The sequence below is a fragment of the Streptomyces sp. cmx-4-9 genome (genome assembly GCF_046548835.1).
GTDB lineage: Bacteria > Actinomycetota > Actinomycetes > Streptomycetales > Streptomycetaceae > Streptomyces.
Map to the genome: position 1 here is coordinate 246,906 of NZ_JAEBEE010000003.1, position 16,336 is coordinate 263,241.

At 72.7% G+C, this 16,336-nt stretch carries 16 protein-coding genes; 4 read left to right on the forward strand and 12 right to left on the reverse strand.

Translation table 11 applies throughout. From position 1 onward, the window contains the following. Positions 1-30: 30 nt before the first annotated feature. The 4 genes from ACLJTM_RS11990 to ACLJTM_RS12005 all read right to left on the reverse strand — a co-directional run bounded on the left by ACLJTM_RS11990 (position 31) and on the right by ACLJTM_RS12005 (position 4,133). A complete protein-coding gene (locus ACLJTM_RS11990) occupies positions 31-819 on the reverse strand; it encodes an aldose 1-epimerase (protein ID WP_411103490.1) in 789 nt (262 codons plus the stop codon). Between the two features lie 52 nt (positions 820-871). After that, entirely contained in the window at positions 872-1,723 is an 852-nt protein-coding gene (locus ACLJTM_RS11995; protein WP_411103491.1) for an SRPBCC domain-containing protein, read from the reverse strand. Positions 1,724-1,780: 57 nt separating this feature from the next. Further along, positions 1,781-3,424 carry a polyamine aminopropyltransferase gene (locus tag ACLJTM_RS12000; protein WP_411103492.1) on the reverse strand — a complete coding sequence of 548 codons (1,644 nt, stop codon included), beginning with the start codon at positions 3,422-3,424 and terminating at the stop codon, positions 1,781-1,783. A 136-nt stretch (positions 3,425-3,560) separates the two neighbouring features. Further along, positions 3,561-4,133, reverse strand: coding sequence for a DUF2617 family protein (locus ACLJTM_RS12005; protein WP_411103493.1), 573 nt, complete (start codon positions 4,131-4,133; stop codon positions 3,561-3,563). Between the two features lie 721 nt (positions 4,134-4,854). Here ACLJTM_RS12005 and ACLJTM_RS12010 point away from each other — a divergent pair. After that, positions 4,855-6,051 (forward strand): pyridoxal phosphate-dependent aminotransferase, encoded by a 1,197-nt coding sequence (locus ACLJTM_RS12010; protein ID WP_411103494.1) that lies wholly within the window; start codon positions 4,855-4,857, stop codon positions 6,049-6,051. A gap of 74 nt (positions 6,052-6,125) precedes the next feature. Here ACLJTM_RS12010 and ACLJTM_RS12015 read toward each other — a convergent pair whose 3' ends face one another. Both ACLJTM_RS12015 and ACLJTM_RS12020 read right to left on the reverse strand, forming a co-directional pair. Continuing rightward, positions 6,126-6,476: a hypothetical protein gene (locus ACLJTM_RS12015; protein ID WP_411103495.1), complete on the reverse strand. Its 351-nt coding sequence runs from the start codon at positions 6,474-6,476 to the stop codon at positions 6,126-6,128. Then, entirely contained in the window at positions 6,473-6,958 is a 486-nt protein-coding gene (locus ACLJTM_RS12020) for a prevent-host-death family protein (protein ID WP_411103496.1), read from the reverse strand. The genes ACLJTM_RS12015 and ACLJTM_RS12020 overlap by 4 nt, the downstream gene beginning before the upstream one ends. A 421-nt stretch (positions 6,959-7,379) precedes the next feature. On the opposite strand from ACLJTM_RS12020, the gene ACLJTM_RS12025 reads away from it, so the two are divergent. Next, a complete protein-coding gene (locus ACLJTM_RS12025; RefSeq protein WP_411103497.1) occupies positions 7,380-8,564 on the forward strand; it encodes a hypothetical protein in 1,185 nt (394 codons plus the stop codon). A 10-nt stretch (positions 8,565-8,574) separates the two neighbouring features. Here the strand turns inward: ACLJTM_RS12025 and ACLJTM_RS12030 are convergent, their stop codons facing one another. Together ACLJTM_RS12030 and clpB are read right to left on the reverse strand one after the other, a co-directional pair. Continuing rightward, positions 8,575-9,117 (reverse strand): YbjN domain-containing protein, encoded by a 543-nt coding sequence (locus ACLJTM_RS12030; RefSeq protein WP_411103498.1) that lies wholly within the window; start codon positions 9,115-9,117, stop codon positions 8,575-8,577. 167 nt (positions 9,118-9,284) lie between these two features. Then, positions 9,285-11,870, reverse strand: a complete 2,586-nt coding sequence (gene clpB, locus ACLJTM_RS12035; protein ID WP_411103499.1) for an ATP-dependent chaperone ClpB — start codon at positions 11,868-11,870, stop codon at positions 9,285-9,287. A 184-nt stretch (positions 11,871-12,054) separates the two neighbouring features. Here clpB and ACLJTM_RS12040 point away from each other — a divergent pair, with 184 nt between their 5' ends. Continuing rightward, positions 12,055-12,468 carry a pyridoxamine 5'-phosphate oxidase family protein gene (locus ACLJTM_RS12040; RefSeq protein ID WP_411103500.1) on the forward strand — a complete coding sequence of 138 codons (414 nt, stop codon included), beginning with the start codon at positions 12,055-12,057 and terminating at the stop codon, positions 12,466-12,468. A 160-nt stretch (positions 12,469-12,628) separates the two neighbouring features. Here the strand turns inward: ACLJTM_RS12040 and ACLJTM_RS12045 are convergent, their stop codons facing one another. Then, complete coding sequence (locus tag ACLJTM_RS12045) at positions 12,629-12,910, reverse strand: (2Fe-2S)-binding protein (protein WP_266938802.1); 282 nt, start codon at positions 12,908-12,910, stop codon at positions 12,629-12,631. 29 nt (positions 12,911-12,939) lie between these two features. Beyond that, the gene (locus ACLJTM_RS12050) at positions 12,940-13,248 is read right to left on the reverse strand and encodes a hypothetical protein (protein WP_411103501.1); all 309 of its coding nucleotides are present in this window, start codon (positions 13,246-13,248) and stop codon (positions 12,940-12,942) included. Positions 13,249-13,470: 222 nt separating this feature from the next. On the opposite strand from ACLJTM_RS12050, the gene ACLJTM_RS12055 reads away from it, so the two are divergent. Continuing rightward, positions 13,471-14,505: a helix-turn-helix transcriptional regulator gene (locus ACLJTM_RS12055; protein ID WP_411103502.1), complete on the forward strand. Its 1,035-nt coding sequence runs from the start codon at positions 13,471-13,473 to the stop codon at positions 14,503-14,505. Positions 14,506-14,667: 162 nt separating this feature from the next. On the opposite strand, the gene ACLJTM_RS12060 is transcribed toward ACLJTM_RS12055, so the two are convergent. Both ACLJTM_RS12060 and dnaJ read right to left on the reverse strand, forming a co-directional pair. Further along, positions 14,668-15,132, reverse strand: a complete 465-nt coding sequence (locus tag ACLJTM_RS12060) for a heat shock protein transcriptional repressor HspR (RefSeq protein WP_411103503.1) — start codon at positions 15,130-15,132, stop codon at positions 14,668-14,670. Position 15,133: 1 nt separating this feature from the next. Beyond that, a complete protein-coding gene (gene dnaJ, locus ACLJTM_RS12065) occupies positions 15,134-16,324 on the reverse strand; it encodes a molecular chaperone DnaJ (protein ID WP_411103504.1) in 1,191 nt (396 codons plus the stop codon). Positions 16,325-16,336 lie beyond the last annotated feature (12 nt).

Consider the following 16,336-nt stretch of genomic DNA (forward strand, 5'->3'; position numbering starts at 1 on the left):
GTCACTCATGCCCCCGAGCTTAAAGGGGGGTCACCGCAGGCGCCGCCAGGTCCAGGTGCTGGAGACCTCCAGCGGGTCGACCGGCGTGACCAGGCGGGGCAGGGAGTTCAGCCCGTTCGGCGGACCCGACTGCGGCTCGACGCAGACGGCTTCGGGCTCCTCGTCGTAGACGACGACCCACTCGGTGCGGCTGGTGACGCGCAGCTCCAGGGAGCCGGGCCAGGTCAGGGTGACGTCCACCCCGTCGGGCATGCCGAAGCAGTCGTCCCAGGGGCCCGGCAGGGGCTCGATGCGCCGGCCGGTGGGGATGTGGTCGGCGCCCCGCTCCTCCTGCCAGGCGGCGTCGAAGGCGAGCTTGACGTCCTCCCCGCCGGGCTCCAGGCTCCGGCGGAACCAGGGGTGCCAGCCCGCCTGGGCCGGGAAGGAGTCCTCGTACGTCTCGATGCCCATGGTCAGGGTGAGGGCGTTCGCACCGAGCTCGAAGATCTGGGTGACCCGGCCGGGGTAAGGCCAGGGCGCGACGAGGTCGTAGGTGAAGACCGCCTCGGTGGCGGTGGTGCGGGCCGGGGTCCAGGCCGCTTCGCGGCCGAAGCCGTGCAGGGCGTGGGGCGGGTGGTTGAGCGGCATCTGGTGGACCGTCGCACCGTCGTGGAAGCGCCCCTCGGCCGTCCGGCCGCACCACGGGACCATCGGGAAGGCCCCGTACTTCGGGCCCTGGCGCAGCAGCTCCGTACCGTCGATGCGCAGGCTGCTGATCCGGCAGCCGTTGTCCTGGTCGACGGTCACCTCGGCGCCCCCGGCGCTCAGTTGCGTACTCATACGGGCGAGCCTAGGGGGTGACGCACCGATCGGCCCGGACCGGGCCGGGGTGTCAGCGGCGGCGGCGCAGGGCCCGGCCGAGCACGACCGCGGAGGCGAGGGCGAGGGCGGCGGCCGGGGCGATCCAGCGCAGGCTCTCCCCGGCCGCGGTGGCGGCGGGTGCGGGCACCGGGGCGTAGCGGCCCCGCGGAGGCGCGTGGTCCACCTCCTCGGCGCTGCGGCCGATCATGGTCCGGCGGGCGTGGGCGGCCTCGGCGGGGGGCCGTACCGCCCCGAGCCCGTCCAGGTCGGTCAGTTCGGACTCCAGAAAGGGGTCCAGGGACGGCGGGGGGACATCGCTGTCGAACACGGACGCGGTGACCTCGGTGACCTCCTCCCCGGCGCCGTCCCGATCGTCGTCCCCGCCCTCGCCGGCCTCCTCGGCCTCGGCGACGGGGTCGCTCACCTCGGGCCCGGCGGCCGTGTCCGCTCCGGCCGCCGCCACCGCGGCCAGCTGCTCGGCGGCCCGGTCCAGCAGCCGCGCCGCCGCCGTGGCGGTGGCCTGCGGGGTGAAGGCCGCGGCGCGTCCGTCGGCGGAGCCGCCGGCGCTGAAGTCCAGCCGGGTGCCGCCGTCCACGGGCGTCAGCCGCAGCACGAGCGTGAGCTTCACGGTCCCGTTGCCCCGCACCTCCGTGCCCTCGCCCGCCACGTCGAAGCGGTCGGGGTCCCGCTCGGTCAGCGACAGGGAGCCACGGTAGGTGACGGTGTGCCCGCCGACCCTGACCTTCAGCCGGCCCGCGAGCGGCCCTGATCCGGCGTCGGCGTCCTGCTGGAGACCCGGCACGCACCGCGCCGCCCGGGCGGGATCGCGCAACACGGTGCGCAGGTCGCTGACCGGTACCGGAACGAACACCTGATGCTCCATGCGGCCGAGCCTACCGAGGAGACCCGCCCGCGTCCCGGGTGCGGCGCCGACTCCCGGTCATGAATACCTCGGGTGCGGCAGGGTGGACGGCGGGAGGCCGGGCATCCGGGTCCGTTCGGTGTCCCGGGCGGCGTCCGCCAGGGAGCGGGTCGACAGCGAGGTCGGCCCGGGCGTGTCCAGGTCCACGCGCAGTTGGGGCACCTGGTCGCGGGCGGCCAGCACCAGGCCCCAGTCCTGGGGCGGTGCGGCGCCCGCGCCGAGCGGGGTGCGCTCCGGTCCGGCGGCGAAGCCGGCGAGGCGGCCCCCGGCGCTGTAGGGGGCGGTCAGCAGGCCGGCGGCGCGCAGGGTGGACTCCACCGTCCAGTACGTCCGCAGCTGCGTGGCCAGCGGCCCGGCGTGCACCGCCATCCGCCCGCCGGGGCGCAGGGCCCGGGCGGCGAGCGCGTAGAACTCCTGGGAGTACAGCTTGGTGCTCGGGGTGATGCCCGGGTCGGGCAGATCGGAGACGATCACGTCGAAGCCGTCCCGGGCGGCCGGACCCCGCAGCCAGCGGAAGGCATCCTGGGTGACGACCGCGAGGCGCGGGTCCTCGTACGCCCGGGCGTTGAGCGCGGAGAGCATCGGGTCGGTGCGCGCGAGCCGGACCACGCCGGGGTCGAGTTCGACGACGGTGACGGAGGCGACGTCCCGGTAGCGCAGCACCTCGCGGGCGGCGAGCCCGTCACCGCCGCCGAGTACCAGGACCCGGCGGTGCGGGCCGGTCATCGCGGGCTGCACGAGGGCCTCGTGGTAGCGGTACTCGTCGTACCCGCTGACCCGCAGCCGCCCGTCGAGGTACAGGTCGAGGGAGCGCGGGGAGCCCGTACGGGGCCCGGTGAGCACCAGCTCCTGCACCCCGGTCCGGACGGCGACCCGCACCTCGCCCCCGTACACGGCGCGCCGGGCCATCCGCTCGAAGTCGTCGGCGAGCAGGGTCGCGGAGGCCAGTACGGCGAGCACGGTCACATTGGCGGCGATCAGCGTCCAGCGGCAGCGGGGACTGAGGTCGCGCCGGAACAGCCAGAGCACCAGTCCGCCGCCGACGGCCGCGTTGACGGTGCCGGTGAACATGGCCCCGGTGAGCTGCCCGAACAGCGGGAGCAGCAGGAACGGGAAGGCGAGGCCGCCGACCAGGGCGCCCACGTAGTCGGCGGCGAACAGGTCGGCGACGGCCCCGCCCGCGTCCTGTCTGCGGATCCGCTGGATGAGGACCATCAGCAGCGGGATCTCCGCACCGATGAGCACCCCGATGGCGAAGGAGAAGGCGACGAGGGCGGGCTGGGAGTCGCCCAGCCAGGCGAAGCACGCGTAGAGCGCCGTGGCGGAGAGCCCTCCGAGCAGGGCGAGTCCGGCCTCGATCAGCCCGAAGCCGAAGGCGGGCCGTCTGCGCAGGCGTTTGGCCAGCAGGGAGCCGACCCCCATGGCGAAGACCATGACGGACAGCACCACCGACGCCTGGGTGACGGAATCGCCGATGAGGTAGGAGCCCAGGGCGAGCAGCTCCAGTTCGTACACGAGCCCGCAGGCGGCGCAGACGAACACGGTGGCCAGGACGAGGAGTCGGCCGGTCCGGGGCCGTACGGGGAGGGCGGCCGGGACGGTCGCCGCGCCCCGCGGCTCCGGAGCCGGAAGCACCTGGCGCGGGACGGAACGGTCGATCATGAAGCGAACCGTACGTCACCACCCACCTGCACCCGGTCACCCACATGGGTGCAAGTGGCGCACTGTTCCCGCCAGTTGGCGTAACCGGGGCATCCGGCTCCGCGCCCCCGGCCGCCCCGGCGCCCGGCCGGCGGGTTCACAGCAGGACGGGGGCCTCCGCGGCGGCGGTGGCGGGGGCGGGAGCGGGGGCGGGAGCGGGGGCGCCCATCCGCACCCCGACCCGCGTCCTGGTGGCCACGAGCTGGCCCTCCTGCGGGTACGCGTGCCAGGTCCGCCAGCGCACCTGGCCCTCGTGGCGCTGCGCCAGCATGGCGGTGAAGGCGTGCGGGCTGCCCGGGAAGGTGCCCGCCAGGCCGTTCGGGTGGTCCGCGACCAGGGCGAGCAGTTCCTGCGCCCGGCCGGCGAAGGACCCCCGGGAGAGGGTCTCGACCCGTGCGGCGAATTCGTACTCCCAGTCGCCCACGCGTTCGGCCACGCCGAGCGGCAGCGGGGTACTGCTGCCGGGCATGCAGGCGACCGTCTCCGAGCAGCGCACCTCACCCTCCTCCAGGAACACCTGGTGGGAGGCCCCGAGCAGGCGCAATTCGACCTTCGCGCCGGACAGTTCGAGGTGCAGTACGGCCAGGGCGGGCAGTCGGTCCCGCCCCAGAGCCCAGGCGAGGTCGGCGGCCCGCGTGTCGGTGTAGGTGGTCTGGAGGGTCGTGAGCATGAGTCGGCTCCGCAAACGCGCGAGGGAGAGGGGCCGGGGCCCGCCAGCGGTGGTCAACGGGTGGGGGGTCACCGGCACGGGTCCACAGGAAGTCCCGGGAGGTCCGGGGACTGGTCTACTCAACCGAGGGAATCATGAAAGGCACGGCACTCACAGCGCTTTTACCCAACTTGAAGGGGTTTACATCCCCCCGGGGGCTACCCAGTTCACGTGTTCAACGCCGTGCGTCCCGCGCGTCGCGGTGCAGGGGCGGCCGAAGGCGCCCGGCGCCATCCGCCCCGCCGGGCGCCCCGGTCCGTACGGTCCCCCGCTGCCCCGTGTCAGCTGGAACCGCACCCCCCTCCGCCGCAGGACGAGGACGACCCGCAGGAGGACGAGGAGCTGCAGGAGGACGAAGAGCCACACGAGGACGATCCGCCCGAACAGGAGCTCGACGAGCCCGAGGATCCGTTGCCCGCCCACCAGCTGGACGAACTGCCGGACCCGTGGGACCCGGAGGCGGCCGTGCTGCCGGCCGCCCGGACCGCCAGGATCGTGAGGGTCACGACGAAGGCGATGACGAAGAGCCCGATCACCATGAAGACGAACGTCATGTCCGCCCCCTCTCTCACACCCCGGTCTTCCCGGGGGAGCGGGATCCCCGCGTCCCGCGTGCCAGGGGGATGCCCGCGGGCCACGCGGACCAAAGCACACTTGAGCAAGTCCAGAGGTTGACCGCAGGATGGCGCTCATGACCGCACCCGTGAGCAGCAACCGCCCCCTCCTGAACCGCCGGCTGGCGGGCTTCGGCACCACGATCTTCGCGGAGATGTCCGCGCTGGCCGCCCGCACCGGGGCGATCAACCTCGGCCAGGGCTTCCCCGACACGGACGGTCCGGCGGAGATCGCCGAAGCGGCCTCCCGGGCCGTCCTCACGGGCCTCGGCAACCAGTACCCGCCCGGCCCCGGCGTCCCCGAGCTGCGCACCGCCGTCTGCGCGCACCAGCAGCGCTTCTACGGCCTGGCCTACGACCCCGACACGGAGGTCCTGGTCACGGCGGGCGCCACCGAAGGCATCGCCGCCGCCCTGCTGGCCCTGCTGGAACCGGGGGACGAGGTCATCGCCCTCGAACCCTTCTACGACTCGTACGCGGCCTGCATCGCCATGGCCGGCGCCGTCCGGGTCCCCGTGACCCTGCGCCCGCACGCCGGGGCGTTCACCCTCGACCTGGACGAGCTGCGCGCCGCGGTCACCCCGCGCACCCGGCTGCTGCTGCTGAACACCCCGCACAATCCGACCGGCACCGTCCTCACCCCGGCCGAACTGGCGGCGGTCGCCGAACTGGCGGTCGAGCGGGACCTCCTGGTCGTCACGGACGAGGTGTACGAGCACCTGGTTTTCGAGGGCGCGCACACCCCGCTCGCGGGCTTCCCGGGCATGCGCGAGCGCACGCTCTCCATCTCCTCGGCGGGCAAGACGTTCTCCTTCACCGGCTGGAAGGTCGGCTGGGTGACCGGCACCCGGGAACTCGTGACCGCCGTCCGGACGGCCAAGCAGTACCTGACCTACGTGAGCGCGGGCCCGTTCCAGTACGCGATGGCCGAGGCCCTGCGCCTGCCGGACTCGTACTTCGACGGCTTCCGCGCCGACCTGCGGCGCAAGCGCGACCTCCTCGGCGACGGCCTGCGGGCCGCCGGATTCGAGGTCTTCCAGCCGCGGGGCACGTACTTCATCACCACCGACATCACCCCCTTCGGCGAGAAGGACGGCCAGGCCTTCTGCCGCGCCCTCCCCGAACGCTGCGGCGTCGCCGCCATCCCCAACTCCGTCTTCTACGACGACCCCGCCACCGGCCGCAGCCAGGTCCGCTTCACCTTCTGCAAGGGGACGGGTGTGTTGGAAGAGGCGGTCGAGCGCCTCGGCCGGCTGGCTCGCTGAGCGCGGGCCGGATGAACGTGCAGGCACAGGGCCAGGCCCTTCGGCCGGAGCCCGTGCTGTACGGGAACCACGAGCTACTCCGTGTCCTTGGGGTGCCGCGTGGATGCATGGACCAGGATGACGGTCAACGTCTCGGGGCTGACCAGGTAGCGCACGCGGCCGCCACTCGTCACCTCGAACTCCCATTGCTCCAGCGCCGAGCCCTTCCACTCCTTGGTGGCGAGCCTCCCGCGCAGCTGGTGCTGACGGTTCCAGTTGTCACGCGACAGCGGGTCGGCGCGCAACGCCTCCAGGCATCGGTGGGCGCTGGGCAGTGCAGCGCGGCACAGCTCCTCCCACCCCGTCACCGCCTCCGTGGTCCCGAAGACCACGTTCCAGCCGCTCAGGGGCGGGACACTGACACGATCGCCCTTCTTCGGGCTCACCCGCCCACCTCGACCGGCCCCAGGTCATCCCCGTCGAGCGGACGCAGAGCTTCCTTGCGCTGCTCCGGATCAGCATGGATACGAGCCGTCGCCCTCCAGGACACCAGCGCACGGTGCACGGCCTCCCGAGCACCCAGCTCCGCCGCGTCGGACAGAGCTTCCAGGAGCTCCACGGTGAAGGCGCGCATCTCTTCGTCGTCCAGGTGCCGCACCCATGGGAAGACTTCGGGCAGAGCCAGCAGAAGCGACCGGGCCCCGTCATCGTGCTTCATGAGCGCGAGGAAGAGTCGGGACGCCGTCGTGAGGTTCTCCTCGGTGCGCTCCGCGTGCACGGCCGTCGTCAGCACCATGTCGGGTGCGTCCCGATGCGTGACGCGCAGAGCTCCGAGGGCGGCGGCCCGGGCGGCTACGGCCTTCGGGTTTCTCGACAGATCTGTGAACGAAACCGACTCGGGCTCGGCTCCCAGGTAAGCAAGGCTCATACTCAGACTGTACTCAGATTGTGTTCTGAGTGCCACTGCGCCTGGGCACTTCGCGCTCATGCCTTGCCCTTCTGCAAGCGGGACGACGTCCTCGCCGAGGCCGTCAGCCGCCTTGGACGCCTCGCCTCCTGAACCGTCCGACGCGCCCTCGCGCTGCCCGGTGCCCGCTGCGCGCCGACCCGGCCGCCGGCTGCGGCGGCTGCGGCGCGGGGCGGTCCGCCGCCACCCGCCGTGCCCGAAAGGCCCCCTTGCGCCCCCTGTGACCGCGCCGGGGCGCCCGCGCGCGGCCCGATTGGCGCACAGGATGCCGAGGAGTGCTTGCGGGGCGTGTGGAGGCGGTGTGAAGCTGGCGGCCTCGAACGGGCCCCAAGCCCCCGCCACCGGCGGGTGTGCGACTGCTGAGCGGGAAGAGTCGGTCTCCATGGCAACGGGCAGCAGGACCCCCGCCACCGCTCTGCCCCCGCCCCTGCGGGCGGTCCGTGCGGCCGCCCCGGCGGCGGTCGTCGCCCTCGGGGTGTTCGCCGCGGTGCGCGGGGCCGGGGTGCTCGTGCTCGCCTGCGGGTCCTGGTGGGCCGGCCGGGACCCGCTGCGGGTGCTCGGGCACTCCTGGGACTCCGACTGGTACCTGGGGATCGCCGCCCGCGGGTACGGGCGCACCGTGATGACGCCCGAGGCGCTCACCGGCACCGGGCCCGTGCAGAGCGACTCCGCGTTCTTCCCGCTGTACCCCCTGCTGATGCGGGTCGTCTCCGCGGTCCTGCCCGGCGGCCCGGCGCCCGCCGGCGTGCTCATCGCCTGGGTCTCGGCGGGGGTGGCCGCCGTCGGCGTCTACCGGGTCGGGGAGCGGGTGCTCGGCCCGCGCGCGGGGCTGCTGCTGGTCGGGCTGTGGGCGGCCCTCCCGCACGCCGTGGTGCTGACCCTCGCCTACACCGAGGCGCTGCTGGCCGCCCTGGCCGCCTGGGCGCTGTACGCCCTGCTGCGGGGCCGCCTGCTGTGGGCCGCAGGCCTCGCGGTCCTCGCCGGGCTGACCCGGCCGACCGGGATCGCCGTCGCGGCGGCCGTCTGCGCCGTGGCCGTGCACGCGCTGGTCGCCCGCGGGGCCCGGGCGCCCGGGGTGTGGGCGGCCGCCCTGCTCGCCCCGGCGGGCTGGACGGCGTACGTCCTCGCCGTGGGGATACGGGCCCGGGACCCGCTGGGCGGCTACTTCGCCGTACAGGAGCGCTGGGGCTCGCGCTTCGACTTCGGCGTCGGCGCGCTGCGCACCGCGGAGGGGGTCCTGACCGGGGGCCACGTACCGCTCGCCACCACCGTGACGGTCGTCCTGCTGGCCGCGGCGGGGCTGCTGGCGGCCCTGCTGGCGCTGGACCGCACGCCCCTGCCGCTGCTGGCGTACACCGGGATACTGCTGCTGATGACCTTCGGCGGGGCCGGGTTCTTCGAGTCGAAGCCGCGGTTCCTGCTGCCGGCCTTCCCGCTGCTGCTGCCGCTGGCCGCCGTCATGGCGAGAGCCCGGCCGCGGACCGCGGTCGTGGTGACCGCGGCCCTGGCCGGGCTCTCCTACGGCTACGGGCTGTACCTGCTGCTCGTGGCACGCGTACCGCTGTGAGCGGCGCCGCTCAGTTGGCGTCGCCGTCGGTGTCCTCGCCGCCCTCGGTGGAGTCGATGTCCTTCTCCAGGCCGAGCTGCTCGACGAGCCACTTGTCGAACTCGATGGAGGCGCGGACCCAGCTCACCGTGGAGGACACGAAGTGCTCCAGGCTGACGCCGGTGCCGATCAGCATCTGCGCCTCGCCGATCAGGCGGACCGAGCCGTCGTCGTGGGTGTGGCTGTAGACCTTCGGCCACAGGGTGCGGCGGTTCCAGTCGTCGATCGACTCAAGGAGCTGGGGCTTCTCTTCGATCTTGTGCGGACGGTCGTAGAAGGTCCGCACCGAGAAGACCTGCTGCTCGTCCTCGCCGCGGAACATGAAGTACGTGCGGAACTCCTCCCACGGCGCCGCGAGGTCTCCCTCGTCGTCGACGACGTACTTGAGCTCCATCTGCTCCAGCAGCTGCTTGACCAGGTCCTGGTCGGGGACGACGGGGCCCGCCGGTCCAGTGGCCTGCGGATCGGGCTGCTGCCCTCCGAAGTTCGGAATCGAGGCCGGGTCGATGCTCACCGTGTACTTCCCTTCGTGCGGATACCTGCATCCTCCCCCATCGCGCCCACCCCGTGTCCACCCCCCGAGGCCCGATCCGCTCCGGGCGGACACGTCGGGCGCCCGGGGGTGTCCGGGGCGGGCGCCGGCGGGGCCCTATACGGGCCCCGCGGCGGCGGGGGCGGACCTCAGAGTGCCTTGCCGACCAGCAGGTCCTCGCCCGCCACGTCGACCCGTACGGTGTCGCCGTCCCTGACCTCGCCGGAGAGGATCTCCTTGGCCAGGCGGTCGCCGATCGCCGTCTGGATCAGGCGGCGCAGCGGCCGGGCCCCGTACGCCGGGTCGTTGCCCTGGTCCGCCAGCCAGGCCAGGGCCTGCGGGGTGACGTCCAGGGCCAGGCGGCGGTCGGCGAGGCGCTTGGCCAGCCGGCCGATCTGGAGCTCCGCGATGCGGGCCAGCTCGTCGCGGTTCAGCGCGGAGAAGACCACCAGGTCGTCCAGGCGGTTGAGGAACTCGGGTTTGAAGGAGGCGCGGACCACCTCCAGGACGCGGGCTTTCTTGTCCTCGTCCGAGGCGGCCGGGTCCGTCAGGAACTGACTGCCCAGGTTCGAGGTCAGCACCAGGATGGTGTTGCGGAAGTCCACGGTACGCCCCTGGCCGTCCGTGAGGCGGCCGTCGTCCAGCACCTGGAGCAGCACGTCGAAGACCTCGGGGTGGGCCTTCTCCACCTCGTCGAGCAGCACCACGCTGTACGGGCGCCGGCGCACGGCCTCGGTGAGCTGGCCGCCTTCCTCGTAGCCCACGTAGCCGGGCGGGGCTCCGACCAGCCGGGCCACGCTGTGCTTCTCGCCGTACTCCGACATGTCGATGCGGACCATGGCCCGCTCGTCGTCGAAGAGGAAGTCCGCGAGGGCCTTGGCCAGCTCCGTCTTGCCCACGCCCGTCGGGCCGAGGAAGAGGAACGAGCCGGTCGGGCGGTCGGGGTCGGCGATCCCGGCCCGGGTGCGCCGCACCGCGTCGGAGACGGCCTGGACGGCCTCGCCCTGGCCGATCAGGCGGCGGCCCAGCTCCTCCTCCATGCGCAGCAGCTTGCGGGTCTCGCCCTCCAGCAGCCGGCCGGCCGGGATGCCCGTCCAGGCGCCGACCACGTCCGCGATGTCGTCCGGGCCGACCTCGTCCTTGACCATGGTGTCCCCGGCCGCGACCTGCTCGGCCTCGGTGGCCTCCGCGAGTTCGCGCTCCAGCGTCGGGATCTCCCCGTAGAGCAGTTTGGAGGCCGAGTCGAAATCGCCGTCGCGCTGGGCGCGCTCGGCCTGCCCGCGCAGGTCGTCCAGGCGCTCCTTGAGCTCGCCGACCCGGTTGAGGGACTGCTTCTCCTTCTCCCAGCGGGCGGTGAGGCCCCGCAGGTCCTCCTCCTTGTCGGCGAGGTCCTTGCGGATCTTCTCCAGGCGCTCCAGCGAGGCCGGGTCGGACTCGTTCTTCAGCGCCAGCTCCTCCATCCGCAGCCGGTCCACGGACCGCTGGAGCTCGTCGATCTCCAGCGGGGAGGAGTCGATCTCCATGCGCAGCCGCGAGGCGGCCTCGTCGACCAGGTCGATGGCCTTGTCCGGCAGGAAGCGGGAGGTGATGTAGCGGTCGGAGAGGGTGGCCGCGGCCACCAGCGCGCTGTCGTTGATGACGACCTTGTGGTGGGCCTCGTAGCGGCCCTTGAGGCCGCGCAGGATCGCGATGGTGTCCTCGACGGAGGGCTCGGCGACCAGCACCTGCTGGAAGCGCCGCTCCAGTGCCGGGTCCTTCTCGATCCGCTCGCGGTACTCGTCGAGGGTGGTCGCCCCGACCATGCGCAGTTCGCCGCGGGCCAGCATGGGCTTGAGCATGTTGCCCGCGTCCATGGCCGAGTCCCCGCCGGCCCCCGCGCCGACGACCGTGTGCAGCTCGTCGATGAAGGTGATGATCTGGCCGTCGCTCGACTTGATCTCGGCGAGGACGGTCTTGAGCCGCTCCTCGAACTCGCCGCGGTACTTCGCGCCGGCGACCATGGCGCCGAGGTCCAGGGAGACGAGCCGCTTGTTCTTCAGCGACTCGGGGACGTCGCCCTTGACGATGCGCTGGGCCAGGCCTTCGACGACGGCCGTCTTGCCGACGCCGGGCTCGCCGATGAGCACCGGGTTGTTCTTCGTCCGGCGCGAGAGCACCTGGACGACCCGGCGGATCTCCTGGTCCCGGCCGATGACCGGGTCGAGCTTGCCCTCGCGGGCGGCCGCCGTGAAATCGGTGCCGAACTTCTCCAGGGCCTTGTACTGGCCCTCCGGGTCGGGGGTGGTCACCCGCCGTCCTCCTCGTGCGTTCTCGAAGGCCTCCAGCAGCTTGCCCGCCGTCGCGCCCTGTGCGGAAAGGAGCTCGCCGGCCGCGCCGCCCTTGGCGGCGAGGGCGATGAGCAGGTGTTCGGTGGAGAGGTACTCGTCGCCGAGCTTCCCGGCCTCGGCGTCCGCCTCGGCGAGGACGGCGAACAGGTCCCGGGTGGGCTGCGGGGGCGCCACGGTGGAGCCGGTGACGCTGGGCAGGGCGGCGAGCAGCCGCTCCGCTCCGGCGCGGACGGCCGCCTGGTCGGCGCCGGTGGCCGCGAGCAGGTCGATGACGTTCTCGTTCTCCTGGCCGGCGAGCAGGGCCATCAGCAGGTGCGCGGGGGTCAGGTCCGCATGGCCGTCCTTGACGGCCCGGCTGGTGGCCGCGTTCAGCGCGTCCCGGCTCTTGTTGGTCAGCTCGGCATCCACGGGTGACTTCTCCTCTCCGGAGGGGCGACAACACTCTGACAGGGTCAGCGTACGTAAAGTTGAGTCTATTCCACTCAAGGCGGGATGCGGGCCGCTGGGACGCACCCTGGTGGGGCCGGCCTTCCGAGGGCGGGCGGCCGAGGCGGGCGGGCGCGGCGGCCGGTCCGGGCCGTACCCTCGGCGCATGCCCCCCGACGTACTCAACCCGACGCCCGAATATCTCGCCTTCTGGCGGGAGCGGCACGTGTGCACGCTGACCACCCCCCGCCCGGACGGCACCCCCCACGTGGTGCCGGTCGGCGTGACGTACGACCCGGAGGCCGGACTGGCCCGGGTGATCAGCAACAAGCACAGCAAGAAGGTCCGCAACGTCCTGGCGGCGCAGGCCGCGCAGCCCGAGGGGGCCCGGGTGGCGGTCTGCCAGATGCAGGGCCGCCGCTGGGCCACGCTGGAGGGGCGCGCGGTGGTCCGTACGGACGAGGCCTCGGTCGCCGACGCGGTGGCGCGCTACGCGGAGCGGTACGGGCGCACGCCCTCGCCCAACCCGGACCGGGTGGTCCTGGAGATCACCCTGGACCGGGCGATGGGCCGCGCCTGAAGGCCGCCGCCGTCACCCCGGGCCGAAAAGTTCAGCATTCATCTTGTCCGGTTCGACTACTGGACGCGGACATCACAACGGCGCCATCGTGGTCAGGTCCACGATGGCGCCGTTGTGTGGGGGAAGTACCTGAGCGATCTGCAACGACGGGGGAATCGCTTCAGGCACTGCGGGGGGTGGCGGTGGTGATATCGGGTTCGAAGAGCTGGTGGTCGCGCTGATCCAGATTGACGAAGACCATTCCGTAGCGCACCTCGCAGCGGACGGGCTGCGGCGCGCCCCGCGGGCGGCGCAGGCACCGGTAGGCACGGACGTCTTCGTCCTCCTCGCGCACGACGACGATCGGCTGGCCGAACAGGGTGACCATGAGCGAGTCGCCCGAGTGGGGGATGGCCGTGGCGAGATCGATGAACTGCCAACCGGAGCGGTAGGCGGAGGCCATTTCGCGGCGGAAGCCGCGGTCGTCGGGGGTCACGCGGACACCGTCGCGGGCGCCTCGGTCCAGCCGGTGTCGTCGGAATCGGCGCCGAGTGGGGCGCTGGTCCAGCCCGTGTCGTCGGACAGGCCGCCCAGGGGCGCGCTGGTCCAACCGGTGTCTGAGGAATCGGTGCCGAGTGGGGCGCTGGTCCAACCGGTGTCTGAGGAATCGGCGCCGAGTGGGGCGCTGGTCCAGCCCGTGTCGTCGGACAGGCCGCCCAGGGGCGCGCTGGTCCAACCGGTGTCTGCGTACTTGGTGGGTCCGATGGTCCAGCCGGTGTCGTCGGCGGCACTTCCCGTCACTCCGGTGCCCTGATCGCCCCTAGCGCTCCCCGCGTCACTTTCGACGGCGCTGACTGCCCAAAAAACCGCAACGGCGGAGAAAACTATGGCAAGCACCGAGCGAAGCATTCTCTTGTACATGGTCGGCTTCGTCCTCACTTGATGGAATCCTCTCCCCCGCGTGTCAGACGATGGCTCATTCAGGCACGTCAATGCCACAGGGACGATGCATCATGTTCTTGCATGTTCAGGACCCTGGGGGGTGGAGATTTGACGCGAAACGACACAAAACCGACACATCCCCACCCCGTCACGTCCATGTGCGACGAGGGAACGCGGCTGTACGCGGCAGCGCTGAGCACCGGCCGGATCGCCCGGGGCGAGATCCAGAACGCCCCCTGCCTGCTTGAATTCGCCCTTCTACAGCCCGACCCGGATGACGCGAACCAACTGCGCCCGGTTCCCCCATCCGTCGCATTGGCCCAACGGCTCCATCCGATTGAACGCGAGATCCAGGACCGCAGACGCAGCGCTGTAGATCTCACCGATACTTTCGAGCCGTTCCTGGCCATCAGTGCGCAGAACCCGGCCAACACCCACGCCATCACCGTGCTCGAAGGCTTCGAGCGGATCAACGCCGCCCTCAACCTCGCCACGGCCGAATGCCACACCGAAGTCCTCACCGTCCAGCCCGGCGGCGCCCGGCCCTCGGTCGCCCTCACCCAGGCCCTGGAGCGGGACGAGCCGTTGATCGACCGCGGGGTCAGCATACGGACCCTCTACCAGCACACCGCCCGGCACAGCCAGGGCACGCTCGCCTACGTGGACCGGATCTCCACGGGCAAGGTGGAGATCCGCACCCTTGAGGAACTGATCGAACGCCTCATCATCTTCGACCGCACCGTGGCCTTCATCCCGGCCAGCGACGACCGCCGGGTGGCCCTGGAGCTGCGCCACCCCGGGCTCGTCGACTACCTGATCAAAGTATTCGAGCAGCTGTGGCACCGCGCCGTCCCCCTCCAGGAGGAGGTGACGTACCGCAGCACCCCCGGCGGGATCTCCGGCGTACAGCGGAGCATCGCGCAGCTGCTGATCGAGGGGCACGTGGACGAGGCCATCGCCCGCCGCCTCGGCATGAACGTACGCACCTGCCGGGCCCACATCGCCAAGCTCGCCACCACCCTCGGCAGCGGGAGCCGCGCCCAGCTCGGCTACCTCATCGCCCAGTCCGGCATCCTCGGCCGGCCCGCGGACCCCGCCCCGGAACGCCACCTCTGAGCGCCCCGCGCCCTGCCCCCGCTCCGGGAGCCCGCCCCGCCCCGCCCCGGCGCCCGGCGGGCCGCCCGGACACCGCGAAGGCCCCGCCCGTGCCGGGCGGGGCCTTCGCGGGACACGCGGAGCGCGGGCGGACGCCCGCAGAGGTCGGCCGGGCCGTCCCGGTCAGTCCAGCGGCCGCTTGGGACGCCACACGACCAGGGCACTTCCCGACTGCGGCGCCTGGTACGGGACCAGGTCCCGCCGGTACGAGGCGTGCACCTGGGCCTCGCGGGCCCGGAGCGTGGCCGCCGCACCGTCCACCGCCGCCGAGAGCTCGGCCACGCGCTGCTGGAGCGCGGCGACCTGGTTCTCCAGTTCGATGATCCGCTTGATTCCCGCCAGGTTGATGCCCTCGTCCTGGGACAGCGCCTGCACCGTGCGGAGCAGCTCGATGTCCCGGGCCGAGTAGCGCCGGCCGCGGCCGGCCGTGCGGTCCGGGGAGACCAGGCCGAGGCGGTCGTACTGGCGGAGGGTCTGCGGATGCAGGCCCGAGAGCTGGGCGGCCACCGAGATCACGTAGACCGGGGTCTCGTCGGTGAGCTGGTAGGCCCCGTTGCCGAAACGGGGCTGGTTGCGGCGGCCGTCCATCTCATGCTCCCTTCGCGGACTCGAACAGCGCGGAGCGTGGGTCGTGGGACTCCGTCGCCTCGCGGTACATCTCCAGTGCCTCACGGGCCTTGTCCGACAGCTCCGCGGGGACGGCCACCTCCACCGTCACCAGCAGGTCGCCGCGGGTTCCGTCCTTGCGGACCGCGCCCTTGCCCCGGGCCCGCATCGTCCGCCCGCCGGGCGTGCCCGGGGGCAGCTTCAGCGTGACCGACGGCCCGTTGAGGGTGGGCACCTTGATCTCGGCGCCGAGCGCCGCCTCGGTGAAGGTCACCGGGACGGTCACCGTGAGGTTGTCGTCCTTGCGGCCGAACACGGGGTGCGGGTCCACGTGCACGACCACGTAGAGGTCGCCGGCCGGGCCGCCGCGCTCGCCCGGAGCGCCCTTGCCGCGCAGCCGGATCCGCTGGCCGTTGGAGACGCCCGCCGGGATCCGGACCTGCATCGTGCGCGAACTGCGCGCCCGGCCACTGCCCTTGCAGACCTCGCAGGGGGTCTCGGCGATCAGGCCGCGGCCCTTGCAGTCGGCGCAGGGGTCGGTCAGCGAGAAGCCGCCGCCGCTGCCCCGCGAGACCTGGCCGGTGCCGACGCAGGTCGGGCACACCCGGGGGGTGCCGTTCTTGTCGCCGGTGCCCGAGCAGGCCTTGCAGGGGGCCTGCGAGGACATCCGCAGCGGGACCGTGGCCCCGTCCACCGCCTCCGTGAAGGAGAGGGTGACCTCCGACTCGATGTCCTGGCCGCGGCGCGGCTGGGTCCGGGTGCCCGGACCGGCGCCGGCGCCGCCGCGGTTGAACAGGCCGCCGAACACGTCGCCCAGGCCGCCGCCGAAGCCGCCGGCCGCACCGCCGGCGCCCGGCTGGGTGCCGCCGAACAGGTCGCCGAGGTCGAAGTTGAAGGACCCGCCGCCCCCGCCCGGACCGGGGCGGAAACCCCCGTTGCCGAACAGGGCGCGGGCCTCGTCGTACTCCTTGCGCCGCTTCGGGTCGCCGACGACGTCGTTCGCCTCGGAGATCTCCTTGAAGCGCTCCTCGGCGGAGGCGTCGCCCTTGTTGGCGTCCGGGTGGAACTCGCGGGCGAGTTTGCGGTACGCCTTCTTGATCTCGGCCTCGGTGGCGTCCTTCGGGACACCGAGGACCTTGTAGTAGTCCTTCTCGACGAAGTCCTTCGTGCTCATCCCCGGTGTCCC